13 protein-coding genes and 1 pseudogene are annotated in these 18,065 nt (G+C 63.9%); 3 read left to right on the top strand and 11 right to left on the bottom strand.

From position 1 onward, the window contains the following. Positions 1–29: 29 nt before the first annotated feature. The 3 genes from QFZ91_RS39840 to QFZ91_RS39830 all read right to left on the bottom strand — a co-directional run bounded on the left by QFZ91_RS39840 (position 30) and on the right by QFZ91_RS39830 (position 5,651). The gene (locus tag QFZ91_RS39840; RefSeq protein WP_429570651.1) at positions 30–2,303 is read right to left on the bottom strand and encodes a beta-glucosidase; all 2,274 of its coding nucleotides are present in this window, start codon (positions 2,301–2,303) and stop codon (positions 30–32) included. A 536-nt stretch (positions 2,304–2,839) separates the two neighbouring features. After that, positions 2,840–4,189 carry a glucarate dehydratase gene (gudD, locus tag QFZ91_RS39835; RefSeq protein ID WP_429570650.1) on the bottom strand — a complete coding sequence of 450 codons (1,350 nt, stop codon included), beginning with the start codon at positions 4,187–4,189 and terminating at the stop codon, positions 2,840–2,842. A gap of 130 nt (positions 4,190–4,319) precedes the next feature. Next, on the bottom strand, positions 4,320–5,651 hold the full coding sequence (locus QFZ91_RS39830) for an MFS transporter (RefSeq protein ID WP_176126371.1): 1,332 nt from the start codon (positions 5,649–5,651) through the stop codon (positions 4,320–4,322). A gap of 416 nt (positions 5,652–6,067) precedes the next feature. Here QFZ91_RS39830 and QFZ91_RS39825 point away from each other — a divergent pair, with 416 nt between their 5' ends. Next, positions 6,068–6,778: a FadR/GntR family transcriptional regulator gene (locus tag QFZ91_RS39825; RefSeq protein WP_176126372.1), complete on the top strand. Its 711-nt coding sequence runs from the start codon at positions 6,068–6,070 to the stop codon at positions 6,776–6,778. A 60-nt stretch (positions 6,779–6,838) separates the two neighbouring features. On the opposite strand, the gene QFZ91_RS39820 is transcribed toward QFZ91_RS39825, so the two are convergent. Genes QFZ91_RS39820 through QFZ91_RS39810 form a run of 3 tightly spaced genes read right to left on the bottom strand, consistent with a single transcriptional unit; the run spans position 6,839 to position 9,834 of the window. Further along, positions 6,839–7,144 carry an AtuA-related protein gene (locus QFZ91_RS39820; protein WP_429570649.1) on the bottom strand — a complete coding sequence of 102 codons (306 nt, stop codon included), beginning with the start codon at positions 7,142–7,144 and terminating at the stop codon, positions 6,839–6,841. 1 nt (position 7,145) lies between these two features. Next, positions 7,146–8,504: an acyclic terpene utilization AtuA family protein gene (locus QFZ91_RS39815; protein WP_429570648.1), complete on the bottom strand. Its 1,359-nt coding sequence runs from the start codon at positions 8,502–8,504 to the stop codon at positions 7,146–7,148. Positions 8,505–8,529: 25 nt separating this feature from the next. Further along, positions 8,530–9,834, bottom strand: coding sequence for a CitMHS family transporter (locus QFZ91_RS39810; protein WP_176385681.1), 1,305 nt, complete (start codon positions 9,832–9,834; stop codon positions 8,530–8,532). 98 nt (positions 9,835–9,932) lie between these two features. Here QFZ91_RS39810 and QFZ91_RS39805 point away from each other — a divergent pair, with 98 nt between their 5' ends. Both QFZ91_RS39805 and QFZ91_RS39800 read left to right on the top strand, forming a co-directional pair. Beyond that, positions 9,933–10,826 (top strand): LysR family transcriptional regulator, encoded by an 894-nt coding sequence (locus QFZ91_RS39805; protein ID WP_429570647.1) that lies wholly within the window; start codon positions 9,933–9,935, stop codon positions 10,824–10,826. A 362-nt stretch (positions 10,827–11,188) separates the two neighbouring features. After that, entirely contained in the window at positions 11,189–11,416 is a 228-nt protein-coding gene (locus tag QFZ91_RS39800) for a hypothetical protein (RefSeq protein ID WP_013092475.1), read from the top strand. Between the two features lie 170 nt (positions 11,417–11,586). Here QFZ91_RS39800 and QFZ91_RS39795 read toward each other — a convergent pair whose 3' ends face one another. From QFZ91_RS39795 to dmpG, 5 genes and pseudogenes are all read right to left on the bottom strand, one after another. Then, entirely contained in the window at positions 11,587–13,833 is a 2,247-nt protein-coding gene (locus tag QFZ91_RS39795; RefSeq protein ID WP_429570646.1) for an NADP-dependent isocitrate dehydrogenase, read from the bottom strand. A 588-nt stretch (positions 13,834–14,421) separates the two neighbouring features. After that, a pseudogene (locus QFZ91_RS39790) lies at positions 14,422–14,574 on the bottom strand (type II toxin-antitoxin system ChpB family toxin); the annotation flags it as partial. Between the two features lie 114 nt (positions 14,575–14,688). Continuing rightward, positions 14,689–15,573, bottom strand: coding sequence for an alpha/beta fold hydrolase (locus tag QFZ91_RS39785; RefSeq protein ID WP_429570645.1), 885 nt, complete (start codon positions 15,571–15,573; stop codon positions 14,689–14,691). Between the two features lie 81 nt (positions 15,574–15,654). Next, positions 15,655–16,917, bottom strand: coding sequence for a 3-(3-hydroxy-phenyl)propionate transporter MhpT (mhpT, locus tag QFZ91_RS39780; protein ID WP_429570644.1), 1,263 nt, complete (start codon positions 16,915–16,917; stop codon positions 15,655–15,657). Positions 16,918–17,018: 101 nt separating this feature from the next. Further along, positions 17,019–18,044: a 4-hydroxy-2-oxovalerate aldolase gene (gene dmpG, locus QFZ91_RS39775; RefSeq protein WP_176106773.1), complete on the bottom strand. Its 1,026-nt coding sequence runs from the start codon at positions 18,042–18,044 to the stop codon at positions 17,019–17,021. Positions 18,045–18,065 lie beyond the last annotated feature (21 nt).

Below are 18,065 nucleotides of genomic sequence, written 5' to 3'. Positions count from 1 at the left end.
CTGATCAGACTCTGGCGCTTTATTCGACTTTATTTCGTAATAGTTCCCGCGAGCGTCAAGCTGCGCGACGAGTTCCCGATATACACCGTGTAGGAACCCGTCGGAGTCGTCCACTGCTGCGCATCTTTACTCCAGGTGCTGAGCGGATGATTCGGCGCGGCGGGGTCGATCGAGATCGACACCGTCTGCGTTGCGCCTGCATTCAGACTAACCTTCTGGAATCCCACCAGACGCTTGGGCGGCTCTCCCGCCGACGTCGGCAGCGCAACGTACACCTGCGGAACTTCGGCGCCCGCGACGGAACCCGTGTTCTTCACGACCGCGCTAACCGTGTACGTGCCGTTTGCTCCGGTACTGACGGTCGGGTTGGTAATCGTGAAGCTCGTGTACGAAAGACCGTAACCGAATGGGAATGCCGGAGTCTTGCCCATTGCGTCGTACCAGCGGTAGCCGACATTGAGCGCTTCGGAGTAGGTGACCGTCGCGCTTCCGTTGACCGACACGCCCGGGTATTGGTAAGCCGTAATCGAATCCATGAAGCCCTGGCCGACCTGCGGGAACGTCACAGGCAGCTTGCCCGACGGATTCGCGACGCCCCACAGCAGATCCGCCACGATGTGCCCGTCTTCCTGGCCGGGGAACCACGTTTCGAGAATCGCGCTCGCGGCGGATGTCCCGCCGGTGAGGAACGACGGATCGAGCGCTTCGGCGGCACTGTCCTTCAGAACGAGCACGGTGTTGCTGTTTGCCGCGACGATGGTCTGCAGCAACGCGAGCGTGTTGCTGTTCCTGGCGGTACTCGAGGTGGTGATCGAGCTCGACTTCGGCGAATACCAGTCGAGCGTATTCAGATACTTGCCTGTGTCGAGCGTCAGGCCCGTCGAGTCGGTAAAGGTCGCCTGGTCGGCACCTTCCTCCGACATGGAGCCGGCCATGAAGATCACAGCGTCGGCGCCGGTCGCCGCTGACGTGACATCGGAGATGGTTGCGGCCGCGCCGTCGATCGTGCCAGTCGAATTGTTGTCGTCGACGAGCGCCAGATGAACCTGAGCACCGGTATTGCCGAGGTTCGCTAGCGTGTCCTTGATGCCCTGCACCGGCGTCACGGTGTACAAGGCGACGACGTCGGAGCTGCCGCCGCCCGAACCCATCGGGTGGCCGACCGAGCTGCCGCCGGCAACAGCTTGCTGCGCATAGACCTGTGTCGTCTTGCCGACCACAAGGACATTTCGAACCGTCTTTTTCAGCGGCAACGTCCCGTTGTTTTGCAGCAGCACGGCCGACTGTTCACCGATCTGCTTGGCGACCGCACCGTCGGCCGTCGCGTTGATGGCGGTCTGAGCAATGGGACGATCGAAGATGCCCGCGCGGAACATCTGCGTGTATCGGCGCAGCAGCGCATTGTCGATGTCCGAGGTCTGAATCTGCCCCGAAGCCAAAGCCGCATTCAGATTTGCCGGCGACCAGTTCTGCGGCAGCGGCATTTCGTTGTCCATGCCTGCCAGAAGGGTCGGCGCGGTACTGTGCGCCGCAAAGAAGTCCGACTGCACGTAGCCCTTGAAGCCCCATTGTCCGCGAAGCACATCGGACAGGATGTGCTTCTGCTCGCACATCGAAAAACCATTCACCGAGTTGTACGAACACATGACGGCGCCGACGTTGCCTGCCTTCACCGCCATTTCGAACGGCAGCATATAGAGTTCGTGCAACGTCTGGTCGTCGATGCTCTCCTGAATCGTCATGCGATTCGTTTCCTGCTCATTCGCCACGAGGTGCTTCGCCATCGCGATCATGCCGTGCGCTTGCACGGCCTGGATTTCGGCGACACCCATCGTGCCGGTGAGATAGGGGTCCTCGCCCATGTACTCGAAGTTGCGTCCGCCCACCGGCAACCTTGCCAGGTTCATACCCGGCGCTTCGAACACGTGCAGAGCCAGATTGCCTCCTTCGACGCCAACCACGTTGCCAAACTGGGTTGCTACGGAAGGATCGAACGAAGCCGCCATCGCGATGGCTGAAGGCAGAGCGGTCGCCTTGGCGGAGCTGGAGTCCGTATAGGCGGCGAAGCCCGAAACGGACGGAGAAACGCAATCGTTCTGGCCGATACCCACGGGCCCATTGGTGATGCGCAACGTCGGAATAGCGTACTTCGTCAGGCCGAGAATGTGCCGCGCACCGTAGCACTGCGGCAATTCAGGCAGGATGCCGGGATTCGAACCGGCCAATTGCTCTTCCTTATCGGCAAGCGCCATGGCGGGGACAAGCAGTGCCGCGCGTGCTTCGGGAGACAGTGACGTATTCATCCATGGCATGGTGGATGTCTGCGGTGGGGCTGGCGTTGAAGCCGCCGTTGTGTTCGGACTATCACTGCCACCGCACGCCGCCAGAATGAATACAACACTTGCGGCAGCGGCTGTTCTCCTCTGAGTGAATTTCACAGACATGTCTTTCCTCAATTGTTATATGCACAAATGCGAGACGCGCATCGGTCGTTTTAATGTGAAGGACTGCGATTCGATTTATTGCCAGTTTTCCGCTTGCTGCTCCAAGGCCCGAATCTAAAAAGACATGTAGACCTGGCTGGAAACTTCTCGTCCCCGACGCTCACCGCAACACGGACACGATTCGTTTTCCAGTGAAGCCATCGTAATGATTTAATCGTCATCAGACGACTAGGGTTTACGTTGTATCAATAAAAACAATTACTTAAGAGCTCTGCACTGACGTCTGATGAGTCGTGAGCGGCGAGCGAGGATGTCGACGGCCTGAAAACAAAAAAAGCCTGGCGGACCGCACCTTTCGTGCAGCCCGCCAGGCTTTCGATTGAGTTAAATCCTCTTTAACGCACGAGACACGGACGCTTGTTATCGAACTTCCAGTTCGGAATCAGATATTGCATGGCAACGCCGTCGTCGCGCGCGCCGAGGCCGTGCTGCTGATACAGAGCGTGCGCCTTCTCGAGTTCGTCCATATCGAGCTCGATGCCGAGGCCCGGCTTCTGCGGCACCTTGACCTTGCCGCCGACGATCCGCAGCGGATCGCGCGTCAGGAACTGACCGTCCTGCCAGATCCAGTGCGTATCGATCGCGGTGATCTTGCCCGGCGCCGCGGCCGCGACGTGCGTGAACATCGCGAGCGAAATGTCGAAGTGGTTGTTCGAATGCGAGCCCCACGTGAGGCCCCAGTCGTTGCACATCTGCGCGACGCGCACCGAGCCCTGCATGGTCCAGAAATGCGGATCGGCGAGCGGAATGTCCACCGATTGCAGTTGGATGGCGTGACCCATCTGACGCCAGTCGGTCGCGATCATGTTGGTCGCCGTCGGCAGTCCGGTCGCGCGGCGGAACTCGGCCATCACTTCGCGGCCCGAATAGCCATTCTCCGCGCCGCACGGATCTTCCGCGTAGGCGAGCACGTCGTGCTTGTCACGGCACAGGCGCACCGCTTCGGCAAGCGACCACGCGCCGTTCGGGTCGAGCGTCACGCGCGCTTCGGGGAAGCGCTCGGCCAGCGCCGTGACCGCCTCGATCTCGGCGTCACCCGGCAGCACGCCGCCCTTCAGCTTGAAGTCGTTGAAGCCGTAGCGCGCCTTTGCGGCTTCGGCCAGACGCACGACCGCTTCCGGCGTCATGGCCTCTTCGGTGCGCACGCGCTCCCAGTCATCACGCGCGTCGGCGTTGTCCGCATACGGCAAATCGGTCTTGTTGCGATCGCCGATATAGAACAGATAGCCGAGCATTTCCACCTCGTCGCGCTGCTGGCCTTCGCCGAGCAGCGCCGCGACCGGTACGCCGAGATGCTGGCCGAGCAGGTCCAGTAGCGCCGCTTCGAGCGCGGTGACCGCGTGAATCGTCGTGCGCAGGTCGAAGGTCTGCAAGCCGCGGCCGCCTGCGTCGCGATCGGCGAACTGCGTGCGCACCTGGTTCAATATCGCTTGCAGATTGCCGATCGACTGACCGACCACGAACGGCCGCGCGTCGTCGATCGTCTTGCGGATGTTCCCGCCGCCCGGCACTTCGCCGACACCGGTATGGCCCGCGCTGTCGCGCAGGATCACGACGTTGCGCGTGAAGAACGGACCATGCGCGCCGCTCAGATTCATCAGCATGCTGTCGCGGCCAGCGACGGGCACGACGCGCAGCTCGGTGACGACCGGCGTGGCGTTCGATTCGGTAGGTTTGGTGGACATGGGAAAAGCACCTGTGTGATGAAGTAAGCCGGCCGGCGGAAGCCGCCGCGCGCTGCGTGCGCGTTCGACCGGACCGGATGAAAACTCGAATACAGAAGAACTGACGGCCGCATACGAGCCGTCAGTGTAGTCAATGCGCGTTGCCGCGCAACGACTCGGGCGCCGGCTCGCGATTGCCGGGCTTGTTGCGCGTCAGGAAGCCGGCCGCAGCCGCGAGCAGCGACGCGACGCCGAGGCCGTACAAGCCGCCCGTGATCGACCCCGTGTGCTGCTGCAGATAGCCGAAGGTAGCGGGCGCGAAGAAGCCGCCGAGGTTGCCGAGCGAGTTGATCAGCGCGAGCACGCCGGCCGCGACGCGCGCATCGAGGTAGCCCTGCGGAATCGGCCAGAACAGCGACGACGCCGCCTTGAAGCCGATCGCCGAGAAGCAGATCGCGACGAACGAGAACACCGGGTTGCCCGATGTCGATGCGAACAGGCCGATCGCCGCGATGACGAGCGCGACCGCGAGCCAGCCCTGCTGATGACGCCATTTCGCCGATACGACCGCGAAACCATACATCGCGACCATCGCGATCAGCCACGGAATCGCGTTGAACATGCCGACCTCGAAATCGGACAGGCCGCCCATCTTGCGGATGATCGTGGGCAGCCAGAAAGTGGCCGCGTAGATCGTCAGCTGGATCGCGAAGTACAGGAAGCAGAACAGCGCGATCTGCGGGTCCTTCAGCAGCTTCATCGTCGGCAGATGCGCGCCGCCCTGCGCTTCGCGCTCGGCCTGTTCGGCCGCGATCGAGTGTTCGAGCACGCGCTGTTCTTCGCCGGTGAGCCAGTGCGCGTCGCGGATGTGCGACTTCAGCAGCAACCAGCTGACGATGCACAGCACGATCGAGAACCCGCCTTCGATCAGGAACATCCACTGCCAGCCTTGCAGGCCGAGGCCGCGAATCGACAGCAGCGAGCCGGTGATCGGGCCGGACAGCACCGACGCGAGCGCCGAGCCGGACAGAAAGATCGCCATCGCCTTGCCGCGTTCTTTTTGCGGCAGCCACTGCGTAAAGTAAAAGACGACGCCGGGAAAGAAGCCCGCCTCGGCGACGCCGAGCAGGAACCGCAGCACGTAAAACGACGTATCGTTCCACACGAACGCCATCGCGCCCGCCACCAGCCCCCACGTGCCCATGATGCGCGTGAGCCACGCGCGCGCGCCGAACTTCTGCATCAGCACGTTCGACGGCACTTCGAACAGCGCGTAGCCGATGAAGAACAGCCCGCTGCCGAGACCGTAGGCTGCCGCGCCGATGCCGAGATCGGTCTTCATGTGCGCGTTGACGAAGCCGATGTTCACGCGGTCGATATAGTTCGCGATGAACATGATCAGGAAAAGCGGCAACACGTTGCGCTTCACCTTCGCGACCGCTGATTCCAGCGGGTCGAGCGCGGCAGTCAGAACTGATGTCAAGATTTGTCTCCCCTGTCGGCCATGTGGCCTGGTGGAATGCAGCGCGACGCAACAGGTGAGTGCGAGACGCGCCAGTAGGTCTGAATATGTTGTCTGACGACAGTCTACCGCGTTATTTTTCCCAAATCTAGTTGGGTGTTTACCCTGCGTGCCTCGGCCAACGCCTTTGAAATAACAGCGGATTCACGGCTTCAAAGGCTATAGCCCACTTCTAGGTCTCACTAGATAAGACGTCTGATGTCTTTAAATTGGCGGCTCGCTAGCAGCACCCCATGCGTTTGCGCCAATGTCCGCCTGATCTTCGCTCCATCGCGCGTCCGCACGGAAAAAATAGCCCGCGCCGATGCCGCCGAACCCGGCAGAATCGAGTACAGTCCTGTGCGATACTTTGTTGGATCAGTCAACCAGCCACAAAAATGAGCAGCCTAACTGAAAAGGTGGTGGCCACCCTTTCCGATGAAATTCGCCGCGGGGCGCTGAGGCCAGGCGATCGCATCCCCACCGAAGTCGCGATGATGAAGCAGTTGTCCGTGAGCCGCTCCGTGGTCCGCGAGGCGATTTCGCGTCTGCAGGCAGCGAGGATCGTCGAGACGCGCCACGGCATCGGCACGTTCGTGCTCACGCCCGCCGCGGAAAAGCCGATGCAGCTTCCCGCCGCCGATCTCACCAGCATGCTCGACGTGATGGCAATCATCGAGTTCCGGATCGACGTCGAAGCGGCCGCGGCCGCGCTCGCGGCGTCGCGGCGTACCGAGCAGAACCTGAAGCAGATTCGCATCGCACTCGATCGCTTCGAGTCGGAACTCGAGCGCGGCAGTACCGACACGCTCGCACACGACATCGAGTTCCATCTGCAGATCGCACGCGCGAGCGGCAACCGCTACTTCTTCGACGTGCTGAGCCAGCTCGGGCGCTCGGTCAGCCCGCGCACGCGGCTCGGTTCGGCCGAGATCGCGGAGCTCGACCATATCGAGGTGCTGCGTAGCGTGCTCGGCGAGCACTTGATGATCTATCGCGCGATCGAGCGTCAGGACGCCGACGACGCGCGCGCCGCGATGCGCATGCATCTGAGCAACAGCCGCGAGCGTCTGCGCCGCGCGCATGACTTGACGAAGGCTGGCGTGTGATCGCATGCGGGGCTGATGATCGACCACCCCGCAATACGACACGCCGCCAGCAGCATCCGCTCATTCCCCCACGTCCAGATCCATCAACGCCGAGCTCAGCGATTTGCCATGCGCATCGAGCGCGAGCGAACGCGTAACGCCGCCGCCGAGCGCATCGCCGAGCACGAAGTTGAACGCCGCAAGGCCCGGCAACTCATGACGCACCACGTCACCGCGCACCACCTCACGCAGATGCGCGTTGACGCGCTCGGGCGTCAACGCATCGCGCAACCGCTCGTAATGCCGCGCGTCGTAGCAGATCACCGAGATGTTGAGCGTATTGCCCTTGTCGCCGGTGCGCGAATGAGCCAGTTCACGTAGTTTCATCTCAAGCCTCCACTAGCGAGAAAGCCGGCGTCGCATGCTCGCGCGGCAGCAGCACCGATTGCACGGCGACCACCTCGCGCGCCGCCTTCGTCACTCCGCCACCGCCCGCCGGTCCGTTCGTGTACAGCGTCTCGACCTCGTTGCCGATGCGCACCGCCTCCGCGAGCGATGCCGTGCGCCCCGCCACCCGCGCGCGCGCTTCGTACGGCTCGCCATGGCCAGCCGCCACCGTGTCACCGTGCAGTGCGTTCACGCCGATCAGATCGAAGCGCAGTTCACGCGTCTCTACACCGGTCAGCGCGAGCCGTTCGCGCACGATATCGAGAGCGAGCCGTGCCCGCGCAAGCGCGCCCGGTCCGCCGTACGAAATCTGCCCTTCGCCGATATAGCCGTCGAAATACGCAACCGACACTTTCAGCGTCGCGGTGCGCTCCGTGCCGCCACCGCCGGTGACGCGCACACGGTCCGGGGCTTGCTGCTCGACGCGCACCTGCGAGAAATCGGCCACCACGTCGGGCTGCGGATAACGACGCGGATCGTGAATCTCGTACAGCAACTGCTCCTTGCACGTCGCCTCGGTCACGAGCCCGCCACTTTGCGCGAGCTTCGTGATCACCACCGAACCGTCCCGCGCGACTTCGGCGATCGGAAAGCCGAGCCGCGCGAGATTCGGCACGTCCTTGAAGCCGGGGTCTGCGAAATAGCCGCCGGTGATCTGCCCTGCGCATTCGAGCAGATGGCCGATTACCGTCGCCTGGCCGAGCATCGGCCAGTCGTCCATGCGCCAGCCGAATTCGTGGACCAGCGGCGCGACGAACAGCGACGGATCGGCGACGCGCCCGGTCAGCACGATCTGCGCGCCGGCCGCCAGCGCGTCGACGATGCCGCTCGCGCCGAGATACGCATTCGCCGATATCAACCGGTCCTCGTACGCGGCCACCGCGTCGCCCGATTCGACGAAATGGAAGTCGCCCGCACGCACGACGTCGAGCACGTCGTCGCCGGTGACGGCGGCAATCCTCAGCGCGCCGAGACCGAGCTCGCGCGCGATCTGTGCGGTCCTGCGCGCCGCCGCGCGAGGATTGGCCGCGCCCATGTTCGACACGATACGCACGCCGTTGCGCGCCGCGACGGGCAGCACCGCGCGCATGCGCGCTTCGAGCAGCGGGTCGTAGCCGAGCTCCGCGTCCTTGCTGCGCGCCTGCTGCGCGATCGCGATCGTGCGTTCGGCGAGGCATTCGAACACGAGATAGTCGAGGTGGCCGTGTTCCGCGAGTTCGAGCGCGGGTTCGATGCGGTCGCCCGAATAGCCCGCGCCAGCGCCGATGCGCACGATGCGTTCAGATTCAGTGGCTGTCATGGTGCTCCCGTCCGTTCAATGAAGCTCACAGTGGAAAGATCCCGAGCGCGACGCACGCGATCGTCATCACGACCGACGCGCCGAACAGCAGGGGAAACGTGAATCTTTGATGATCGGCCAGCTCGATACCGCACAGGCCGACCACGAGGAACGTCGCGGGCGTGAGCGGGCTGACCGGAAAACCGGTGGTCATTTGTCCGAGCAACGCGGCCTGCCCGACGTGCACTGCGGGCACGCCGAGCTGGCCCGCCACTTCCGCGATCACCGGCAGTACGCCGAAATAAAAGGAATCGGGATCGAACAGCATGCTGAGCGGCATCGACAGCAGGCCGAGCACGATCGGAATATGGCTCGCCATCGCCGGCGGCACGAAGCCGACCGCCGCCTGCGCCATCGCCTTCAGCATGCCGCTGCCCTGCATCACGCCGGTGAACACGCCGGCCGCGAGCAGGATGCCGGCCATCATCAGCGCGGCGCGCGCATGCGCGTCGATCCGTTTGCGCTGCATGTCGACGTTCGGATAGTTGACCATCAACGCGATGCACAGGCCCACCATGAACATAACGGCCGGCGGAATCTTCTCGCCCATCACGACCATCGTGCCCAGCACGACGAGCGTCAACACGATGTTGAACCAGAAGTTTTGCGGGCGGCGCAGCGCCTGTTGTTCTGGCGTCAGTTCGCGTTGGGGCATCGGCACGGACCCGCTCGCGGCAGTGAGGCCGAGGCGCTTTTCCTCGCGCCGCCCGAGCCAGTACGCCATCGAGAACACGAATACGAGGCCGATCGCCTGCACCGGAATCAGCGGATTGAATAGCGCCGAGATCGGCAGATGCAGCGACGCAGACGCGCGAATCATCGGCCCTGTCCACGGCAGGAAGTTGATGCCGGCCGCCATCGACACCGCCGCGGCGAGCACGCGCCGGTCCATCTTCAGGCGATCGTAAAGCGGCAGCATCGCGGGAATCGTGACGAGGAAGCAGACGGCGCCGGAGCCGTCGAGGTGGATCAGCAGCGCGAGCAGCGTGGTGCCCATCACGATGCGCGTGGGCCGCGTGCCGACCGCGCGCAGGATACGCTCGATGATCGGGTCGAGCATGCCGGCGTCGGTGATCGTGCCGAAGTACAGGATCGCGAATACGAACATGCAGACGACCGGCGCGAGGCTTTTCAGACCATCGACGACGAACTTGCTGGTCTGCAGGCCGAAGCCGCCGAGCAGCGATGCCGCGAGCGGCACGACGATCAGCGCGACGAGCGGCGACATGCGTTTGGACAGGATCGCGCCGAGCAGCACGACGATGGTAGCCAGCCCCAGCAATGGCAGCATGAGCTTGTCTCCAGGTTGTTTTTTAGTGTGATCGAGCGTAAGTTCGCGGCAGCAATAAAACAATTGAAATGAATTGATCGCAGCAATCACAAATCATCATGGATCTGAATCTGCGGGACATCCGGGCGTTTATCGCGGTCGCGCAAACGGGCAGCTTCACGCGCGCGGCCGCGCGGCTGCATCTGTCGCAACCGGCGTTGACGGTGCAGATTCGCCGGCTCGAGGAAACGGTCGGCCTGCGCTTGTTCGATCGCAACAGCCGCAACGTCGCGCTGACGCCGACCGGCCGCGAGCTGCTGCCCGTGCTGCAGAAATCGCTGCACGACATGGAGCACGTGCTGCGCGATGCACGCTCGCTCGGCGAAGGCGCGAGCGGCACGGTGCGCATCGCTTGTCTGCCGACCTTCGCGGCGAGCGTCCTGCCCGAGCTGGTGCAGGCGCTGAGAAAAGCCGTGCCGCACGTCGGCTTCGAGGTGCGCGACGTCGTCGCGAGCATGGTCAACACGCTGGTGCGCAACGAGGAAGTCGATATCGGGCTGACCGGCGGCGAGCTGAACGACAGCGGGCTCGAGGTGCTGCATGAGGGCATCGACCGGCTCGTCGCCGTGTTGCCGAAGCAGCACGCACTCGCGCGGCGGCGCCGGCCCGTCACGCTCGCCGATCTCGCCAACGAGCCGCTCGTGCTGACCGCCCAGGGCACGAGCGTGCGTGCGGTCGTCGACAGCGCGTTCGCCGACGCGCAATGTGAGCCGCGCATCGCCTGCGAGCCGACCTACATGATGAGCGCGGTCGCGATGGCGCGCGCCGGGCTCGGCATCACGATCCTGCCGGCGTCGGCACGCGAGGTACGCGCGGAGCCCGAACTGGTCGCGCGGCCGATCGACGAAGCCGCGTTCACGCGCCGCATCGCGCTGATCAGAAAGCGTGGCCGAACCTTGCCGCCGGTGAGCGAGACCTTTGTCGCGATGCTGATCGAACGGATCGGCGCGTGATAGGGCCGCATGGCATCGTTTTGCCCGTCGCGCGACCCCTAATTTTTACGATACGAAACGATGGCGCGCGTCGTAAAAAATCATGGTGCGCGGCACAAACCGGTCATTTCACGATGTCCGGCGGCGTTGCACATCGCAAAATGAAACGCTCAACCCATTGTTTTTGCAGCAGTATTTTTAAGATAAAGAACGGTTTGACGCCCGCTTGCCAGCCGACTCCCTGACGTAGACTCTTTCACAAGAGCACGCGCTTCACGCAGTCGGATTCGAGGAGCCTCGCGAAATGGCCACCCAAATCCCAGAGATTGCGCAGAAGCCGTCACGAATCGCGGCTTTTTTTATTGGTAACTGGGAGACAAAAAATGAAAGGCTTTCGCTTTGGTTCGACGCAGGGAGCGTTCTACATTCTGCCGGGTCAGGACGGCTGGGAAGCCACCTACGGCAACGAAACGCTTGGGGAATTCTCGAGCCCGCAACAGGCCGCCGACGACCTCGCGCGCGGCCTGAGCTGCGAGCATCTGTCCGAGCTCGACACGTCGACACTCGAAATTCCGGAGAAGCTCGCCGATTGGGAAATCGTTCACGTATAAGGACGGATATGACCGACGGCGACGTAGCAGTGAAAGCGGAAACGACAATGGCGCCCGAAGGCGCCATTGTCGTATTTGCGGTCCTGCTTGCGGCTTTGTCCGCGGTTGCGCTGCGCGCTTACCGCGTGGCTTTCCGGGCCCGCGTAGCTGCGGCCGCGACGCTTACCGCATCAGCGGCCCGTACGGCGTGAAGCCACCGAATCGACGATCGCGTTCAGCGTCGCGCTCGGGCGCATCGCCTTGCTGGTCAGCTCGACGTTCGGACGGTAGTAGCCGCCGATATCCACCGGCTTGCCCTGCGCCGCGCCGAGTTCCGCGACGATCTTCGCCTCGTTGTCGGCCATCGCCTTCGCGACGCCCGCGAACTGCGCTTGCAGCGCCGCGTCGTCGGTTTGCGCGGCCAGCGCTTCGGCCCAGTACATCGCGAGGTAGAAGTGGCTGCCGCGATTGTCGATGCCGCCGACCTTGCGCGCCGGCGACTTGTCGTTGTCGAGGAACTTGCCGGTCGCCTGATCGAGCGTCTTCGCGAGAACCTGCGCCTTCGGGTTGTGATACGCGGTGCTCAGATGTTCGAGCGATGCGGCCAGCGCCAGGAATTCACCGAGCGAATCCCAGCGCAGGAAGCCTTCTTCGACCAGTTGCTGCACGTGCTTCGGCGCCGAACCGCCCGCGCCGGTTTCGAACATGCCGCCACCGGCCATCAGCGGAACGATCGACAGCATCTTCGCGCTGGTGCCCAGTTCCATGATCGGGAACAGGTCGGTCAGGTAGTCGCGCAGCACGTTGCCGGTGACCGAGATCGTGTCCTTGCCCGCGCGGATGCGCTCGACCGAGAACTTCGTCGCGTCGACCGGCGTCATCACGCGGATGTCGAGACCGTTGGTGTCGTGATCCTTCAGGTACTGTTCGACCTTCTTGATGATCTGCGCATCGTGCGCGCGCACCGGGTCGAGCCAGAACACGGCCGGCGTGTTGGTCGCGCGGGCGCGGTTCACCGCGAGCTTGACCCAGTCGCGGATCGGCGCGTCCTTGGTCTGGCACATACGGAAGATATCGCCCTGCTCCACCGCTTGCTCCAGCAGCACCGCGCCGGCTTCGTCGGTCACGCGGACCACGCCGTTCGCCGGGATCTGGAACGTCTTGTCGTGTGAACCGTATTCCTCTGCGGCTTGCGCCATCAGGCCGACGTTCGGCACCGTGCCCATCGTGACCGGATCGAACGCGCCGTGCTTCTTGCAATCTTCGATCACAGCCTGGTACACACCGGCGTAGCAACGGTCCGGAATCACCGCCTTCGCGTCGTGCAGCGCGCCGTCGGCGCCCCACATCTTGCCCGACTCGCGGATCATCGCCGGCATCGAGGCGTCGACGATCACGTCGCTCGGCACGTGCAGGCTCGTGATGCCCTTATCCGAGTTGACCATGGCGAGCGGCGGACGCTGTTCGTACTGCGCCTTGATGTCGGCTTCGATCGCCGCTGCCGTTTCAGCCGGCAGATCCTTCAGACGCGCGTACAGGTCGCCGATACCGTTGTTCGGGTTGAAGCCGACCTTGGCGAGCGCTTCCGCGTGCTTCGCGAGCACGTCCTTGTAGAACACCGACACGACGTGGCCGAAGATGATCGGGTCCGAGACCTTCATCATCGTGGCCTTCAGGTGCACCGAGAACAGCACGCCGTTCGCCTTCGCGTCGGCGATCTGCGCTTCGATGAAGCTGCGCAGCGCGTTCTTGCTCAGCACCGACGCGTCGATGATTTCGCCTGCCAGCACCGGCGTTTTCGCCTTCAGGACCGTGGTCGTGCCGTCCGCGGCGGCCAGCTCGATCTTGACGCTACCGGCTTGCGCGATCAGCGCCGACTTCTCGCTGCCGTAGAAATCGCCACCGCTCATGTGCGAGACGTGCGACTTCGAGTCCGCGCTCCACGCGCCCATCTTGTGCGGATGCTTGCGCGCATAGTTCTTGACCGACAACGGCGCGCGGCGGTCCGAGTTGCCTTCGCGCAGCACCGGGTTCACCGCGCTGCCCTTGATCTTGTCGTAACGGGCCTTGACGTCCTTCTCGGCGTCGGTCGTCGCGACGTCCGGGTACGACGGCAGCTTGTAGCCCTGGTCGCGCAGCTCGGCGATCGCGGCCTTCAGTTGCGGCACCGACGCGCTGATGTTCGGCAGCTTGATGATGTTCGCTTCCGGGCGCGTGGTGAGTCCACCGAGCTCCGCCAGATCGTCGGAAGCCTTCTGTTCCGCGCTCAGGTAGTCGGGAAATGCGGCAATGATCCGGCCGGCGAGCGAGATGTCACGCGTTTCGACGAGCACGTCGGACGAGCGCGTGAACGCCTTGACGATCGGCAGCAGCGAGTACGTCGCCAGTGCGGGCGCTTCGTCGGTCAGGGTGTAGATGATCTTCGGCGGTGTGGACATGATTAATGCTTTGCTAGGAAGTGATAGACAGAGCGTTGGCAGTCGAGGCCAGCCCAAATCGCGGCGCGATGGCGACGGCGCCGGTTCGGCACGACGCAACCCCGCGACCTTCGTTTTGCGATACGACCGAGAGTATATGCGCGTTTTCCACTAAATGTGGGTAAACAAACAGGTCGCGAGACCCTACCGAAAAGAGTCGAGCCCCGGCTGGCAAGGGTTTGCGGCCGATTGCCCCGGTCTTAAGACAGATATCTTATAGATGACTTGCGGCATATTATTTTTGGCTAAATGCGAATGGATCGCATTGAGGAGCCGCAAGTCCCGCGCGCTTCAGTCGCCGCCAGCCAATCAGGCCTGCGCTACGCGCGCCACGACGTCCCCTCCCGGCTTCGTCGACGGACGGCGCACGAGCGTCCACAGCACAGTGGGCAGATCCGCATCCGGTGGTGCGGGAGTCGACGGTTAGACGGGGGGAAGCGGGGAGGCGCAGACGGGAATGCTCGCACGTGAAACATACGAGTCGGATGCCGGCGGCGAAGTGATTGCGTCACTCGCCGCGCGCGGCTTCCGGTCGAATCGTCTTTCCCGTCATTCCAGAATCGTTTGAAGGCGGGCAAGCGCGTCCTCGACCACCTCGGCCGGAGCGCGCTCGACTTTGCGTGCGGCGCGTGCCTCCAGGCCCAGAGTGCGCACCATGTTCATCAGCGCGCCCCCCTGAGTTTCCGTTCCTGAACCCGAGAGGGTATCTACATTGACTCTACACGCGGAGCCGTAAAATCGCCGGGAAATGGGCAAAAAGAAGCAACCAGCCCGCCGCCGCAACGGCGCGCCAGTCGCTCGCAATAACAACCCGCCTTACCCCTCGCGTCCGAGGAACTCAACCACCATCCGGTTGAACTTGTCCGCATGCTCCCACTGCGCCCAATGCCCGCAGCGGCCGAACACATGCAGATCGGCGTTCGGCATCCCGGCGACGAGCCGCAGCCCGACGTCCATCGGCACAAAGCGATCGTCGCGGCCCCAGATCACGAGCGTCGGCGCGGCCACTTCGCCGAGGCGCGGCCCATAGTCGTTGAACTGTTTCGGATTCGCGGCGAGGCTCGCGACGAAGTTCTCGAGGTGGTCGCGCCGTGCCAGCATATTCGCGAGACGCGCCTGCATCAGGTCCTCGGTCAACGCCTTCGTGTCGAACACGAAGACGCTCATCATGCGCTGCAGGTTCTCGATGGTCGGGTTGCGGTACAGCCCCTGCAGCAGCTTGATGCCTTCGGTCGGCATCGGCACGAACTGGCTCGGGCCGCCGGTGCCGCCGCCCATCAGCACGAGCTTGCCGACGCGCTGCGGTTCAGCGAGCGCGAACGCGACCGCGCTATGCCCACCCATCGAGTTGCCGATGATATGCGCGCGTTCGATATCGAGCGCATCGAGCAACGCCTTCAGGCAGCGGGCGTTGAGTTCCGCGCGCGAACCCTTGCAGACGATCGGGTCGCTCTTGCCCCACCCGAGGCAGTCCATCAGGATCACGCGATACCCCGCCGCGACGAGCGGCTCGACGTTGCGATTGAAGTTGGCCCAGCCGGTCGCGCCCGGTCCCGAGCCGTGCAGCATCACGACCGTTTCCGCGCCCTGCCCCACGTCGTTGTAGTGCAGCTGCATTTCGCGGCCATCTTCAGTGATCCCGACGAATTTGCTGGTCGCTTCTTCACTGATCGCCACTGCTTGCGTGTTGGTATTGCTCATGTCGAATTCCTGTGTTTCACGAGTTGAGTGACTGCGGGCCGCCGCCGACGGCGAACCCGCTCCATATTTCAGGCCGCAAAACTACTGCGCGGCCACCGCGGTGTATCGAAGTGTCGAGCGATTCACGACGAGCCACGCGCCGATCGCGGCAACCGCGATCAGCGGAATGCTCGCGCCGAGCAGCACGCTCGCGCCCTGACCGATCGCGAGCAGTTGCCCGGCGATCAACGGTCCGAGGATCGAGCCGAGACGGCCCACCGCCACGGCCGCGCCGACGCCGGTGCCACGCACTTCGGTCGGGTACAGGCTGCTCGCCAGCGCATACAGCACCGACTGGCCGCCGACCAGGAACAGCCCCGCGAGCAGACCGCCCCACGCCATCGACGCGCCGCCATGCGCGCTCAGCAACGCGCCAAGCGCAACGACGATGCCGACATACATGCCCGCGACCGTGCGGCGCCGGCCCATCCGGTCCATCATGCCGGCGATCACGATCGCGCCGATGCCGCCGCCGATGTTGAACATCATCTGCACGACACCCGACTGCACGCGCGTCAGACCGCGCGTCAAAACCAGAGACGGCAGCCAGTTGATCAGGAAATACAGCACGATCAGCGTGCCGAGGTAGCTGATCCACAATGCGATCGTCGTGCCCGCGCGCCCTTCCTGCCACAGCGCGCGCGTCACGCTAGCGGCTGCATCGTGCCGCGCGCCCGTGGTTGCACGCGCCGCGACGAACTGCGCCGACTCGCGCATGAACAGCGCAAGCAGCGGCAGCACCAGCAATGGCCCGAACCCGCCGACGTAGAAGATATGCCGCCAGCTCTCATCGCCCGGGCTGACGATGCCCACCACCGCCGCAAGCGCCGCGCCGAACGGCATGCCGCAATACATCGCGCCGACCGCGGTGTTGCGCTGATGCGGCGGCGCCGCTTCCGAGCACAGCGCGATCAGATTCGGCATCGCCGCACCAAGACCGAGGCCGGTCAGAAAGCGCGCGGCGAGCAGGCTGTTCAGATCCCATACCTGCGCGGTCGCGAGCGAGAAGAGGCCGAACAGCGCAACCGACCACATCAGCACGCGCTTGCGCCCGAGCCGGTCGGCGAGACGTCCGCCGATCGCGGCTCCGGGCAGCAGCCCGAATGCGCCGATGCTGAACGCCCAGCCCAGCTGCGCGACCGCGAGATGAAATTCGCGCGCCATGCGCGGTGCAGCGAGGCCGGTCGATTGCAGGTCGACGCCTTCGAGCAGCGCGACGATCAGGCAAAGCCCGATCGTCAGCGCGCCGCTGGCAACGGGTTTCGTCGACTGCGTTGTTTGGGTTGCTTGTGTTGACTGCCGCATGAATGTCTCCAATGTTGAATCAGCGTCGCTCTTGCGGCGACCTTGCTGGATGAAATGAACGCTGCGCGCGCGGCATGCGGCGCCACCGCGCAGCGTCTGGGTCATGAGGCCACTGCGTCGGATCCGCGCTTCAGATCCAGTGCGACATCGACGATCATGTCTTCCTGGCCGCCGACCATGCGGCGCTTGCCCAGCTCGACCAGAATGTCGACGGTCTTCAGACCGTACTTCTTCGCGGCCACTTCCGAATGACGCAGGAAGCTCGAATACACGCCCGCGTAGCCGAGCGCCAGCGTTTCGCGGTCCACGCGCACCGGCCGGTCCTGCAGCGGACGCACGATGTCGTCGGCGGCGTCCATCAGCGTGTAGAGGTCGGTGCCGTGATTCCAGCCCATGCGCTCCGCTGCCGCGATGAACACTTCCAGCGGCGCGTTGCCCGCGCCCGCGCCCATGCCCGCGAGCGATGCATCGATGCGATCGCAGCCTTCTTCGACCGCGACGATCGAATTCGCCACGCCGAGCGACAGGTTGTGGTGCGCGTGCATGCCCGTCTGCGTTTCGGGTTTCAGCACGGCCTTCACCGCGCGGAAGCGGTCGCGCACATCGTTCATCGTCAGCGCGCCGCCCGAATCGACTACGTAGATGCAGGTCGCGCCATAGCTCTCCATCTTCTTCGCTTCGATGGCGAGGTTCTCCGGCGTGGTCATGTGGCTCATCATCAGGAAGCCGACGGTGTCCATGCCAAGTTCGCGCGCGTATTCGATGTGCTGCTTCGAAATGTCCGCTTCCGTGCAGTGGGTCGCCACGCGCACCACGCGTGCGCCCGCGTTGTACGCAGCCTTCAGGTCGTGAATCGTGCCGATGCCAGGCAGCAGCAGCGTCGCGATCTGCGCGTGCTCGACGACATCCGCGACCGCTTCGATCCATTCGAGGTCGCTATGCGCGCCGAAGCCGTAGTTGAAGCTCGAACCTTGCAGGCCGTCGCCGTGCGCGACTTCGATGCTGTCCACTTTCGCGCGGTCCAATGCGCGCGCGATGTCCTGCACGTTCTGGATCGAGTACTGGTGACGTATCGCGTGGCTGCCGTCGCGCAGCGTCACGTCGGAGATATACAGTTTCTTGTCCATGCGGGAAGTCTCCTTAAGCCT

Source organism: Paraburkholderia sp. JPY419, from assembly GCF_050435705.1.
GTDB classification, from domain to species: Bacteria; Pseudomonadota; Gammaproteobacteria; order Burkholderiales; family Burkholderiaceae; genus Paraburkholderia; species Paraburkholderia youngii.
This window is presented reverse-complemented; position numbering and strand designations above follow the sequence as displayed.

Bases quoted from the DNA above. Each gene is read 5' to 3' on its own strand.
- QFZ91_RS39840 (WP_429570651.1), bottom strand. From the start codon at position 2,303: ATGAATACGTCACTGTCTCCCGAAGCACGCGCGGCACTGCTTGTCCCC.
- gudD (WP_429570650.1), bottom strand. From the start codon at position 4,189: ATGTCCACCAAACCTACCGAATCGAACGCCACGCCGGTCGTCACCGAG.
- QFZ91_RS39825 (WP_176126372.1), top strand. From the start codon at position 6,068: ATGAGCAGCCTAACTGAAAAGGTGGTGGCCACCCTTTCCGATGAAATT.
- QFZ91_RS39820 (WP_429570649.1), bottom strand. From the start codon at position 7,144: ATGAAACTACGTGAACTGGCTCATTCGCGCACCGGCGACAAGGGCAAT.
- QFZ91_RS39815 (WP_429570648.1), bottom strand. From the start codon at position 8,504: ATGACAGCCACTGAATCTGAACGCATCGTGCGCATCGGCGCTGGCGCG.
- QFZ91_RS39810 (WP_176385681.1), bottom strand. From the start codon at position 9,834: ATGCTGCCATTGCTGGGGCTGGCTACCATCGTCGTGCTGCTCGGCGCG.
- QFZ91_RS39805 (WP_429570647.1), top strand. From the start codon at position 9,933: ATGGATCTGAATCTGCGGGACATCCGGGCGTTTATCGCGGTCGCGCAA.
- QFZ91_RS39800 (WP_013092475.1), top strand. From the start codon at position 11,189: ATGAAAGGCTTTCGCTTTGGTTCGACGCAGGGAGCGTTCTACATTCTG.
- QFZ91_RS39795 (WP_429570646.1), bottom strand. From the start codon at position 13,833: ATGTCCACACCGCCGAAGATCATCTACACCCTGACCGACGAAGCGCCC.
- QFZ91_RS39785 (WP_429570645.1), bottom strand. From the start codon at position 15,573: ATGAGCAATACCAACACGCAAGCAGTGGCGATCAGTGAAGAAGCGACC.
- mhpT (WP_429570644.1), bottom strand. From the start codon at position 16,917: ATGCGGCAGTCAACACAAGCAACCCAAACAACGCAGTCGACGAAACCC.
- dmpG (WP_176106773.1), bottom strand. From the start codon at position 18,044: ATGGACAAGAAACTGTATATCTCCGACGTGACGCTGCGCGACGGCAGC.